This is a genomic window from Alkalicoccus luteus (assembly GCF_052061695.1).
Lineage (GTDB): Bacteria > Bacillota > Bacilli > Bacillales > Salisediminibacteriaceae > Alkalicoccus > Alkalicoccus luteus.
The window spans coordinates 22,622-34,883 of record NZ_JBPZEY010000001.1 but is presented as its reverse complement, the minus strand read 5'-3'; the positions used below and the strand labels follow the sequence as shown (position 1 = coordinate 34,883).

Here is a 12,262-nt window from a genome sequence, read left to right as displayed (position 1 = left end):
TGAAGGAGGAAGCTGCTATGACCCAAATACAAAACCCAATTTTAACAGGATTTCACGCCGATCCGTCTATTTTGCGGGTAGGCGAGGATTATTATATTGCGACATCGACATTTGAGTGGTTTCCGGGAGTTCGGATTCATCATTCCCGCGACTTAAAGCACTGGGAGTTCGTGTCGAGCCCGCTCACCAGAACGAGTCAGCTGGATATGCGCGGCAACATGAATTCCGGCGGCGTTTGGGCACCTGCCCTCAGCTGGCACGATGGCACCTTTTATCTGATTTATACCGACGTTAAACAATGGCACGGGGCGTATAAGGATGCCCATAATTATCTTGTGACAGCTGATTCCATCGAAGGCCCGTGGTCAGAGCCGGTTTATCTGAACAGCAGCGGATTTGATCCGTCGTTATTTCATGACGATGACGGCCGCAAGTGGCTTGTGAACATGATCTGGGACTACCGCGAAGGAAAGCATCCGTTTGCCGGTATCGTGCTGCAGGAATTTGACGAGGCGGCGGGCGAACTGACTGGACCGGTTCGTATGATTTATGAGGGAACCGATCTGAAGCTGACAGAAGGGCCGCACCTGTACAAAAAAGACGGCTGGTACTACTTGATTGTAGCGGAAGGCGGTACACGCTATGAGCATGCAGAATCCGTCGCGCGGTCACGCAGCCTGGAAGGTCCGTACGAAACGGATCCGGATTATCCGCTGATCACCTCGCGCGGCGATGACACGCTCGTGCTGCAAAAAGCAGGACACGGCAGCCTCGTGGAAACGCAGAACGGCGAGTGGTACTTCGTTCACCTTTGCGGACGTCCGTTAAACGGAACGTACTGTACGCTCGGACGAGAGACGGCGATTCAGAAGATTACCTGGACCGAGGACGGGTGGCCGAGACTCGCACACGGCGGTAATCGTCCGGCTGAATTCGTGGAGGCGCCGGATCTGCCGGAAAGCACGATCCACGAGCTTCCGGTGCGCGATGCATTTGACGGAACAGAACTGCATGGAAACTGGAATTCGCTGCGTGTTCCGATGGAGGAGTCGTGGTGTACGTTAAAAGAGGCTCCTGGACATCTGCGTCTTTACGGGCGGGAGTCACTCAGCTCGGTGCATAAACAGTCGCTCGTTGCGAGAAGACAGACGGCGTTTGTGTGCACAGCAGCAACAACGCTTTCGTTCGACCCGGATACGTACCAGCAGAAGGCGGGGCTTGTCGTTTATTATGACACCGAGGACCATGTGTATCTGCATGTTACGTATCACGAAAGCAAAGGGCGGGTGCTGCAGCTGATCCGCACGAAAAACGGACAGTACGAAGAGCTGCTCCATCCTGCAAAGCGAATCACCCAGGAGGGGCCGGTCGAGCTGAAGGTGTCGATTTCCTACGACCGTATGCAGTTTTCATACCGCACAGAAGATGAAAACTGGCAGCTGATCGGGCAAGAGCTCGATACGACGCATATGTCAGATGACTCGGCGGCTGATGTCCGCTTTACCGGCACATTTATCGGCATGGCCTGTCAGGATTACAGCGGCAGAAAGCGGCCCGCTGATTTTGATCACTTTGATTATAAGGCGGAAGGGGTTCCGAACACAGAGCAGGCTGTGACAAAGTAAGTTTATAAAGGGGCAGAGGGCGTTGTGTGACGCCCCTGCCTCTTTCTGTTCAATATGGAGGATAAAACTTGTATGTTTTTTAAATTTTTACGAGGTAATAATAGTGAATAACAGTGAAGACATAGGGAAAACATGCTATACTGAATTTGTACGTATGAGTATTACAACTTAAGAAATGGTGAGGTAAAATAGACGGCGTATTGGTCAGCCGGCAGAGGTGAGAAGAGCATGAAAACAAAATACAGCTACGTAAAAGCAGAAATAAAATCAAAAATCATGCAGGGGTATTTTCAGCCGCACGAAAAAGTCGGCTCCGAAAATGAGCTGCTGCAGGAGTACGGTGTCAGCCGTCATACGATCCGAAAAGCAGTCGACGAACTCGTGCATGAGGGATGGATTTATAAAAAACAGGGGGCAGGCACATTTTGTGCAGACCGCTCTAAAGATACAGAAGTACGATCGGGCAGAAAAAATATAGCCGTGATCACCACTTATTTTTCGGACTATATCTTCCCTTCCATCATACGCGGTGCAGAGAAATTGTTCCGGGAAAACGGCTATCAGGTAACGGTCTTCAGCACGAACAACGATCATGAGGAAGAAAAGCGCTGTCTGGAAGCGGTCCTCTCCCAACAGTTTGACGGTCTGATGATTGAGCCGACGAAGAGTGCACTGCCGAACCCGAATATCAACTATTATTTAAATATCGAAAAGCTTGGGATTCCTTACGTCATGATCAATGCGTATTACGAAGAGCTGGAGCCGCTCCACGTCGTCATGGATGATGTAGAAGGCGGCCGTCTGCAGGCGGAGCATTTGCTTAAGGGCGGTCATACAAACATCGTCGGCTTTTTCAAAAACGACGACATTCAAGGAGCGAAGCGGATGAAAGGCTTTATTAAAGCCCATCGGGAGCACGGTACCCCGCTCAGTCCGCAGCATATTGTGACCTATCAGACTGAAAATCGCGACTCGCTTCCCGCAAAGGAATTAAAGCGCAAGCTGAAGGAGGCCGCGTCGACCCGTCCAACCGCGGTCGTCTGCTACAACGATCAGCTCGCGCTGCTGCTGCTCGATGTGCTGCGCGAAACAAAGCTAAACGTGCCGGAGGATATCTCGATCATCGGATTTGATGATTCCTTTCTGTCAACGGCTTCAGAAGTAAAGCTGACGACCGTGCCGCACCCGAAAGAGGAGCTAGGCTCGGCCGCAGCGCAGACGGTATTAAATATGATCGCGGATGCCAGCGAAAGCGGCGGCAGGCGAACGGCGGTGCCGATCATGTTTCCGTCAAGACTGTTGGAGCGTCAGTCAACAAAGGCACGTAACCCGCAGCCAGTCAATCCGTAACTTGAAACCGTCCTTCTATCAAAGGGCGGTTTTTCATTTGCCATTGTTCACGTTTTGTTGTTGACACTCCCCTTTACATGTACGGTTGGACCGGAAGCAAAGCAGCTATCGTTGATCATTCGCTTTACGTTTGATTACACTAAAAACAGGAAGACGACTGACATATATCCTACGCTCACAGCCACCAGGGAAGCAACGTACATCAGCAAAAACTTCCGTTTACGCGCATGCCTGAAATAGAATCTCACCATAACTATACTGCCTGCCAAAAAAGTGACGCCGCAGAGAACGTATAAAAACAGGGAAGTGGCCTGGAGAAAATCACTGTTGAAATGGGTGCCTGCCAACAAACTGACGGACCCTAAGTAAAACCAGATGAAGCTTTGCACCAACACGTTTGTGTGATCACTTACTACTTTTTGAACACTGCTGGGAGCGGGGCTGAATGTTCGATTAAGAAGATAGATAACAGAGACGTTTAACAGTACAAGTGGCAGACAATAAGCGATAACGTATAACAGGAAGATGAATAAAAAAAATTCAGCGAGGTAGATCAAATCTTCAGCTCTCCCGTTTCCTCCAAATAATTGTTCAAATATAGCGGGCGCTCTCATTAAGATCCCGCAGATGATAGTGAACGGTAAGATGATAAACAAAATGAAAAGGTTCCAAACCCACGATACATAGGTGTTATGTTGAATATTCGCAGCAGGCTTTAAGAAAATCTGCCTTAAATAGATAAACAAACCGATCCTCACTTCTTCTCCAGCGGTCATAAGATCAACCTTTCTTATTCAGATTCATCGATATCTCTTTTTTATGCCAGTGACGATAGAGTATAAAAGAGGCAACATGCCAATCGTAAAGAGTTCGACCAGTTTAAAGAACAGAATCATGTATGACACACACGCTGTTAATCATTCCATATGTTGTCTTTATTTTAGGGTGTGCTTTGATTGTACCCTTTTATCAACCACATACTCAAAAACCTGTATGTAAAGCTCCTGTGGATAGGTAATGCTGTGAACGGTCAACATTTTGTAACAATTTATCACAAAAATCTCTGTTAAGCGCTTCATTGTTCACGTAAACTTGCAAGAGAAAGGAGGCGGCGCGGATGAAGCCATTAGAACGTCAGAAAATCATAGTGGATATGGTTCATCATCACGATGTGGTGCAGGTGTCCGATATCAGCCGCGTCTGTCAGGTGTCAGAGATGACGATTTATCGGGATGTGCAAAAGCTCGAACAAGAGGGACGCGTACAAAAAACGTCCCGCGGAATCACCGCGCTCGTTCCGGAGCAGACTGGAAGCGACACGTGCGCATACTGTCAAAAGCCGGCTGGAGACAGACTTTCGGTGCAGCTTGTGTACAATAATCGCTCACAGGAAAAAGCGTGCTGCGGCCACTGTGCGCTGCTGCGGTTTGACGAAAAAAGTGATGAGGTGGTGCAGATGATCGGCCGGGATTTTTTACTCGATACGACCATCAATGTTCGCCAGGGTGTATTCGTTATGAACAGCTCACTGCCGTTGTTTTGCTGCAGCCCGCAGACGCTCATCTTCCAGAGGCAGGAGGAAGCGCGGAAATTTGCGGCTGGTTTTGGCGGAAGCCTGATGAATTATGATGAGGCGGTCCAATTTGTGAAACAGGATATGGGCTGCTCCTGCCAATCTTCGCATACATAATGTAGGGGGATACGAACATGAGAAAAGCATGGATACTAACAGCGGCGGTTGGATTACTAGCTGCCTGCGGAACAGCTGAAGAAAACAACAATGAACAAAGCGGTGCTGTTGGAGTGGACGAAATCAATCTGGAGCCGCTTGAAGCGGAAATTGAGGCTCCGGAAGCACTCGATCCGGGTGAAGACGCGGAGCTTCGCGTGCTTGTCACGCAAGGCGACGAGCTCGTTGATGACGCCAGTGAAGTAAAGTGGGAAATCTGGCAGGCTGGTTCCAAGGAAGGCAGCGAAATGGTCGAGTCTGACCTTCCGGGTGAAGAAGGCTGGTATGAAGTCAGCTATACGTTTGAAGATGAGGCGGTCTACCATATTCAGCCGCACACGACCGCGCGCGGATCCCACGTCATGCCGGTTCACGATATTGTGGTCGGCGAACCGGATGAAGAAGAGCTTGAGGAAGCGGAAGACACCGAGCACGCTGACAGCATGGATGACCATGAGCACAACGATAATGAAGATCATGACCACAGTCACGACAATGAAGATCATGAGCACGACCACGATCACGAGGACCACAGTCACGAACACGGTCCGATGCATGAGAGCATGGCGCTTGACAGGAATACCCCTGATCAGGTGACCGGCCTTGATGAGGTGACAATTTCCTTTGATGTCAGCTGGGAGGACGACGCCTGGGAGAACGGAGAGGTCCGGCTGGAAATCTGGCAGCACGGTGATGACATGCGCACGTGGCTTGATGCAGAAGAAACAGAGGCTGGCACGTATGAAAAAGCGTTTGAACCGGAATCCTACGGCAGCTATCACATCATGGTGCACCTGGAAGACGAAGAGGTGCACGAGCATATCCAATATGAGCTCGAGGTAAAAGAAGAGTAGAAAAAACCGGCGTGCTTACGCCGGTTTTTTTGTCGCATTAGGCATTTTCTATCGAAATAGATTTCTTTAGGAAATAGGTTTCCATCAAACAGGGAAGAATGATACACTCGTGGTGGGAAAAAAGCAATGATAAATAGGGGTGTTTTTGGTGAATGCAGTACCGCTTAAATTTATGCTCGTGGTGGGGCTTCTCTTTATTGGTACAATCGTTGCTGCAGCGTTCAGCTACAGCGGCTATTCAGAAGCGGTCTCCACATGCGTGGAAGCAAACAAGCAGATTACAGAAAACGATCTCGGATTTATGGCCTTTAACTGGTCCGTCTCCTGTGGAAGCGGAGTAGAGTAAGGCAGCCAAACAGTCATGCGAAGCATGGCTGTTTTTTTTACAAGGAGGAGAAGCTATGAACAAACAAACGCTGTTCGCTTTTGCAGCAATTACCGCGATTACGGCTGCAGTGCTGATTTTTTTCAGCGAAACGCCCGTGATTGATCCGATTGGAGAGGAAGTGTCGATTTCCTACAGCTATCCGTCTTTTGAAGAGATGGAGATCGTGCTGGCCGCTGTCGCAGACGACGAAAGTGAGATTTTGCTGCAGTACGCGGAGCAAGCCGGGGAAGCAGATGCCGATGAAGAAGCAGTGCCCGACCATATGACGACAGTCGAAGGGCCGTATGAGCATGAAGAGCCGGTGCTCACAATCAGACAGGGACCGGAACCGGTCTGGTTGCGCGGGACCCCGTCGGAATACAACGAAGACCATCATGGAGAGCTGTTCGAACTAGATGGACAAGAACTGTATGTTAGTACGGAAGATACGCTGGGTCTTCTGCAGGTGATTACCGATTACCGCGATACGTCTTATTTAATTCAAATGGAAGAGATCGACGTTGAGATGCCGCGTGAAGCAATCGAAGAGCTCATCCAGGATATCTTCTCGGAAATCCGGGCCTCTTATAATGAGCAGGAGTGACGGGCTTCCCATTGGCAGTAACGGCGTAATTCTTCCAAAAAAGCATCATCCGCTTTTGGGGTAATCGTATCCCAGCTTTCATAGCGCCCTGCACGTGCGAACGCGTGGTTGACTTTAGAAATGGAAAAACGGTACGGTTCGTAATCCAATGTAATGGAGAGGCCGCCGGAGCCAGGTGCAAGAATAACGAGCCTCCTTTTTCGTCAGTCCAGCGTTTTTGTCAGAAAAAGAAACCTTTTTCAGCTTGCTCCGTAAAAGATAAACAAGAGGTGAGCGAACATGAAAAACTGGTTATTCTTTTTAACAGCGCTGATTTTGCTGTTCATCGGACCGGCAGCTGCGTCTGCGTTTGAACTGGAGATTACGAATGCTGAAATCGATGCCTACTTGCAGGAGGACGGTTCGGCGCAAGTAGAGGAATCCTTTACGTATGCGTTTGAGGGTGAATTTAATGGCGTGATCCGATCGCTGATTGAGCCGGAGGAGATGACGATTCACAGCGTGGAAGCGTTTGAAGATGGTGAACCGCTCGCAATTGAGGTGGAGGAGAGCGAACACCGGATTCAGCGGCCCGGTGAGGATGAAACGTTTACGGTTGATTTAACGTACGTGATCGAAGACGCGGTCGTACGCTATACGGATTTTGGTGATTTCGACTATGCGTTTTTTGATCGCTCGAATGAAACAGCCTACGAGAACATGGAAATCCGTATCCATGCACCAGGACCGTCGGAAGAAGTTTTAGGCACCGGATTCGATGCACTTGAGGACGCCGAACAGCAGCTGGATGAAGCGACGGTCGCCTTTTTGCCGGGGCGGGTTCCGTCCGGTGAAAACGGGGATCTCCGCGTCGCCTTTGATGCAGAGCTGTTTCCGGCAGCGACCGTCACATCCGCGGACTCTTTGATGGAAATCTTGGAGGCTGAGGAGCGGGAAGCAGAGGAAGCAGCGGCAGCTGCAGCAGCAAGAGAAAACGTGATGACGACGCTTGCACCGATTCTGATTGTCCTGTTTGCGGGACTCTCGCTCGTGCCGATCTGGTTCGACCGACGCAAGTATCTCCCTAACAAACGGCGGGCGATGGAAAAGGGCTTTGAAAAAGGAGCACCGGACTTGCAGCTGAGTTTGCCGGCAACGATGTTTTATGTGCAGCCTGCAGTCACGTCCGAGCTGCTTACGGCATCGCTTCTGGATCTTGTCCGGCAAGGGTTTGCCGAGCAAAACGGAGACAGCTTTACGCTGAAGACACGCGAAGGATTAAGCGGACATGAGCAAATATTGACCGCGATGCTCTTCGACGATATTGGAGATGGAACGACGTTTAACATGAGCGACCTCGAGCAGCATTTGAAAAAAGAAGCGAATTACAACGAGTTCGAAACGAAAAAAGCGGCCTGGGCAAAGGAAGTTGTTCATGAGAAAAATCAGGCAGAGCTGAAAATCCCGCGAACGGGTCTGAGAGTACTGGCGGGAGCAGCCGGAGTCGGCGCCATTGCAGCCTCCGTTATGTACTTCCTGTTCGGCTTGTTTCTACCGGCGATACTGCTTCTTCTCACCGGATTCGCCGGCATTGCGGCTGCTGCGCTGCACCAGCCGCGTACGGAAAAAGGCTGGCGGCTTCTCGGGGAGTGGCACGATTATAAAAAAGAGGTTGCCGGCTACGAGCCGGAAGACTGGCAGCGGCTCGATCCGGATGAGCAGCAGCTCGCCTTTATTTACGGCCTCGGGCTGAATGTAAAATCCGTCAGGCAGCTCAGTAAATCAATGCCGAAAATGAAGCAGGGCTCGGCGCCGGCTTATCAGGACAATATGATCCCGGTGTTTATGACAGCAGGCTTGTTTGCAAGTACACAGTTCTCCTCTTCTACAGCTGCAGCCTCGAGCACGCATAGCTCCGCGGGAACGAGCGCGGGCGGCGGGGCTGGAGCAGGCGGCGGAGGAGGCGGATCCGGTGGTTTTTAATTCACCGCCTGAAGTCAGGAATTGAAACGTTTAATGATCACCCTGTCCATAGGCGGCAGGGTGATGATTTAAAGTCTATTGAACGGTTCACTTAGGAGGAAACGGATGTCAGAATTTGATCATATGAGAGAAAAGCTTTCTTTACGGGGGAAAAACGGGATTGCATTTATTGCGGCAGCCAGCGTCATCTGGTGCCTGATTACAATGTTGTTTTTTCTGCCGCTTGATCAGCATACGTAAAATATAGGAATGCTGTTTGCGACTGGACTCATGTTCCCATTTGCAATGGCAGCTTCTGTGCTGTTAAAAGCGAAGTGGAAGTTTGACGGTCATCCGCTCGCGTCGCTCGGATCGCAGCTGAATGTTGCACAGGTGATGTACATACCGCTCGTGCTCTGGGCTGTTTCCATGGCCCCATCACAAGCGGTCCTATTTCTAGCAGTTATTGTAGCAGCGCACTTTTTTCCATATGGCTGGCTGTATAACACACGGGCTTTCTATGTCATGTCGCCTGTTATGGTTCTCGTGCTTTTTGGAACATCCATCGTCACAAATGCTGTCTGGGCCATTCCAGGCGTAATGGTTGTGCTGCTCCTTCTGCTAGCAGGCTGGCTTCATGTAGATTTTCGGAGCAAGGTCAAGCATCAGGAAGAGAGAAAGGAACAAGTTGCGGGTTAAAGAATGCAGTAAAAGCTGTCGCAATAGGATAACAGGTACTAAAAAGCAGCCGGTGATCCACAGGGAATCACCGGCTTTTGCTTGTTCAGTCGTATTCGTCAATCGTCCAGTCGTGGATGAATTCCACACAGCCTTTCAAGGTTTGTGCGACCGGGCATTTTTTCTCGAACACCGGCAGAACGCGCTCCGCCTGGTCACGTTTTCCACGAGGCACTTGAATGTGATAATGACAGTGAATTTTCGTGATTTTTAGCACGCCTTCGGGTGCTTCGATCGTGCCTTGTACATCGGTTTTCAGTCGGTCCGGATAGAGAGGGATGTCACGCGCATCCAGCGCGCCGGCAAGGGTGCCGGTCAGTCAGCCGCCGGCAGCGGCGACGATGTGATCCAGCGTGGATGGATATTCCGTTTCGGGTTCGACTCTGTAAAACTCCTTCACACCTCCGTGAACGCCAAAATCAAACGGGTCCTCAAATCCTTCCAGATAGGCTTAACGGTGCGGGGGCTGCTGCTGTTCGATCCGAATGTTCGTTAACGCAATTGGTTTTGTCATCCTGGCACTCCTCTCTTTACGCACGTCATTCCCGTACTTGAAAAAAGAGAAACCTTCCGTCTCTTCCAATCGTAGGTATTATTGGCAAGTATTTAATATTTGAAGGGGTGTCCGCACGCATGAGCAGCTATTCGATTGAACAATTTATTGAACGAACAGAACGTAAAGAGCGGCCCGAGGAAGCGTTCGGCCTGCAGTCAGACCGCATTTTGGAAGTAGAGCTTGCGGGAGAAGTCTGGGCGAAAATGGGTGCCATGATTTCCTATACCGGTGAGATCAAATTTGAACGGGAGCGGGCGCTGGAGCACGGCGTGGAACGAATGTTTAAAAAAACGTTTACGAGCGAAGGCGGCGAATTGATGAAAGCAACGGGCCGCGGCAATCTGTTTCTGGCAGACCAGGGAAAGCGCGTGACGGTGCTGGAGCTTGGGAACAGACAGCTGACGGTCAACGGCAATGATCTGCTGGCATTTGAACCGACCGTCGAATGGGATATTGAGCTGATGAGAAAAGTCGCCGGCATGATGTCAGGCGGCCTGTTCAATATTACGCTGAAAGGCGAGGGAAAAGTAGCGATCACCACGTATTTCGAGCCGCTTACCCTAAGCGTGACGCCGGATAAGCCGGTCTACACCGATCCGACCGCGACCGTCGCCTGGTCCGGCGGCCTCACACCGGAATTTCACACCGACATCAACTACCGCACCTTTTTAGGACGAGGCAGCGGGGAGTCGATTCAAATGAAATTTGAAGGCGACGGATTTGTCATCGTCCAGCCCGGGTTTGAAACAGAGTAAGTAACGCGTCATCATGAGCAGTCAGCTGGCCGTTTGACCGACAGCCGCACAGGAGTACTGTGCGGTTTTTTGCGTGTATGGCAGCCTCTTGAACAACAGATTTGATATGACAGCGCAACAGATTTACATAACAGAGCGTTTTTCATGGTGCTAAAGCAGGGATTAATCGTGCAGAGCACTTCCAAGAGCCGGTCTATTTGCAGGCCGGTTTTTATTTAGTTGGACCTAATTTACGTGCAACACGTTTATGACAAAAGCTAACTGGAAAATGAGTACCATAAAGACCCAAATGAACACTGGGGGGGAGACGATGGATATAAGTCCGGAGCTGGTCGGATTCAGTTTAATTATTTTTAGGTATTTTACTCTTAATCGGTAAGTGGATTCGCGTTTTTACACCGTTCTTTCAAAACTTCTTTTTGCCAAGCTCGATGATTGCTGGTTTAATTGGCTTGCTGCTCGGTCCTGAAATAGCAGGTCAATTTGGAGTGAATTTGTTTGACGAGGGAGGATTCTTTCCTCAATCCATGGTGGATGTGTGGAGCGAGCTACCGGGGTTACTGATCAACGTCATCTTTGCCTCGTTATTTCTCGGCATGACGTTCCCGTCTATTAAAAAGATGTGGGAGATTTCCGGTCCGCAGATTACATTTGCCCATTTTATTTCCTGGGGAATGTACGTTGTCGGAACACTGTTAACGCTCCTTATATTAACACCGGTTTTTGGCATGAACCCAGCTGCAGGAGCCTTGCTGGAAATCAGTTTTGTCGGCGGGCACGGTACAGCGGCGGGTTTGTCGGGAACGTTTGAAGCTGTCGGTTTTGAAGAAGGCAGGGATCTGGCAATTGGTCTGGCAACCATTGGTGTCCTGACCGGTGTATTTTTAGGAATGGTGGGCGGCCAGAAAAGGAAAAACAGAGATTATTAAAAACCCGGATGATATTAGCGAGGAGGAAAAGAAGGGACTTATCGCAAAAGAAAATCAGCAGGAAGAACCGGCCGGGCATCAAACGACGCATTCAGAATTCATTGAAACCCTTACCGTTCATTTAGGATACATTGGGGTCGCCATCACCATCGGGTTTTTGATGCTGGAAGGCATGATTCTGATCGAATAAGCACTTTGGATCGAAGAGATCGAGATTTTTACTCATCTGCCGCTTTTTCCGCTTGCCATGATTGGAGCAGTCATCGTTCAGCTGTTTTTAACAAATGTGGTGAAACATAATGTCATCGACCGGGGGATGATTAACCGCATTCAGGGGCTTGCGCTTGATATGCTGATCACAGCAGCTATCGCGACACTTGCACTTACGGTGATCGGCAATCACCTGTTTCCGTTTCTCATTATGGCAGCGGGTGCGATTTTATGGAACGTCGTTGCCTTTCTATTTATTGCTCCGCGAATCATGCCGGACTACTGGTTCGAGCGAGGAATTGGTGATCTGGGGCAAGCGATGGGAATGAGCGCCGCCGGCTTGTTATTGATTAAATTGGCAGACCCGCAAAATGAGTCTCCTGCAAAAGATGGCTTCAGCTACAAGCAGCTGCTGCTCGATATTTTTGTAGGCGGCGGACTTGTAACAGCGGCATCAGTTCCGCTTATTATTGCATTTGGACCAGTTCCTGCATTGATTGTGGCTGCTGTGATTATGACAGGATGGCTGCTGCTGGGACTCTTTCATTTCGGTAAAAAAAGAAGTTGATGTTTGCAAGTACATGTTTTTGGGAATTCTGCCAAT

The 12,262-nt window shown here is 49.9% G+C and carries 13 protein-coding genes and 1 pseudogene; 12 read left to right on the top strand and 2 right to left on the bottom strand.

Annotated features, from left to right (window positions below):
* Positions 1 to 17: 17 nt before the first annotated feature.
* Complete coding sequence (locus tag ACSZLD_RS00230; RefSeq protein WP_444683896.1) at positions 18 to 1,625, top strand: glycoside hydrolase family 43 protein; 1,608 nt, start codon at positions 18 to 20, stop codon at positions 1,623 to 1,625.
* 228 nt (positions 1,626 to 1,853) lie between these two features.
* Positions 1,854 to 2,975: a GntR family transcriptional regulator gene (locus tag ACSZLD_RS00225; RefSeq protein WP_444683895.1), complete on the top strand. Its 1,122-nt coding sequence runs from the start codon at positions 1,854 to 1,856 to the stop codon at positions 2,973 to 2,975.
* A gap of 134 nt (positions 2,976 to 3,109) precedes the next feature.
* Here ACSZLD_RS00225 and ACSZLD_RS00220 read toward each other — a convergent pair whose 3' ends face one another.
* Positions 3,110 to 3,751, bottom strand: coding sequence for a hypothetical protein (locus ACSZLD_RS00220; protein WP_444683894.1), 642 nt, complete (start codon positions 3,749 to 3,751; stop codon positions 3,110 to 3,112).
* A 341-nt stretch (positions 3,752 to 4,092) separates the two neighbouring features.
* Between ACSZLD_RS00220 and ACSZLD_RS00215 the strand changes: the two genes are divergently transcribed.
* The 6 genes and pseudogenes from ACSZLD_RS00215 to ACSZLD_RS00190 all read left to right on the top strand — a co-directional run bounded on the left by ACSZLD_RS00215 (position 4,093) and on the right by ACSZLD_RS00190 (position 9,169).
* Positions 4,093 to 4,665 (top strand): DeoR family transcriptional regulator, encoded by a 573-nt coding sequence (locus ACSZLD_RS00215; protein ID WP_444683893.1) that lies wholly within the window; start codon positions 4,093 to 4,095, stop codon positions 4,663 to 4,665.
* A gap of 17 nt (positions 4,666 to 4,682) precedes the next feature.
* Positions 4,683 to 5,558, top strand: a complete 876-nt coding sequence (locus ACSZLD_RS00210) for a FixH family protein (protein ID WP_444683892.1) — start codon at positions 4,683 to 4,685, stop codon at positions 5,556 to 5,558.
* A 148-nt stretch (positions 5,559 to 5,706) separates the two neighbouring features.
* Positions 5,707 to 5,904, top strand: a complete 198-nt coding sequence (locus ACSZLD_RS00205; RefSeq protein ID WP_444683891.1) for a hypothetical protein — start codon at positions 5,707 to 5,709, stop codon at positions 5,902 to 5,904.
* A gap of 55 nt (positions 5,905 to 5,959) precedes the next feature.
* On the top strand, positions 5,960 to 6,529 hold the full coding sequence (locus ACSZLD_RS00200) for a hypothetical protein (RefSeq protein WP_444683890.1): 570 nt from the start codon (positions 5,960 to 5,962) through the stop codon (positions 6,527 to 6,529).
* 279 nt (positions 6,530 to 6,808) lie between these two features.
* A complete protein-coding gene (locus ACSZLD_RS00195; RefSeq protein WP_444683889.1) occupies positions 6,809 to 8,491 on the top strand; it encodes a DUF2207 domain-containing protein in 1,683 nt (560 codons plus the stop codon).
* Positions 8,492 to 8,596: 105 nt separating this feature from the next.
* Positions 8,597 to 9,169: pseudogene (locus ACSZLD_RS00190) on the top strand (DUF7010 family protein).
* 85 nt (positions 9,170 to 9,254) lie between these two features.
* Here the strand turns inward: ACSZLD_RS00190 and ACSZLD_RS00185 are convergent.
* Complete coding sequence (locus ACSZLD_RS00185) at positions 9,255 to 9,467, bottom strand: OsmC family protein (protein WP_246238095.1); 213 nt, start codon at positions 9,465 to 9,467, stop codon at positions 9,255 to 9,257.
* Here ACSZLD_RS00185 and ACSZLD_RS00180 point away from each other — a divergent pair.
* From ACSZLD_RS00180 to ACSZLD_RS00165, 4 genes are all read left to right on the top strand, one after another.
* Entirely contained in the window at positions 9,450 to 9,704 is a 255-nt protein-coding gene (locus ACSZLD_RS00180; RefSeq protein WP_444683888.1) for a hypothetical protein, read from the top strand. The genes ACSZLD_RS00185 and ACSZLD_RS00180 overlap by 18 nt on opposite strands.
* A 137-nt stretch (positions 9,705 to 9,841) precedes the next feature.
* Complete coding sequence (locus ACSZLD_RS00175; protein WP_444683887.1) at positions 9,842 to 10,519, top strand: AIM24 family protein; 678 nt, start codon at positions 9,842 to 9,844, stop codon at positions 10,517 to 10,519.
* 488 nt (positions 10,520 to 11,007) lie between these two features.
* A complete protein-coding gene (locus ACSZLD_RS00170; RefSeq protein WP_444683886.1) occupies positions 11,008 to 11,448 on the top strand; it encodes a sodium/glutamate symporter family protein in 441 nt (146 codons plus the stop codon).
* 247 nt (positions 11,449 to 11,695) lie between these two features.
* Entirely contained in the window at positions 11,696 to 12,226 is a 531-nt protein-coding gene (locus ACSZLD_RS00165; protein WP_444683885.1) for a sodium/glutamate symporter family protein, read from the top strand.
* Positions 12,227 to 12,262 lie beyond the last annotated feature (36 nt).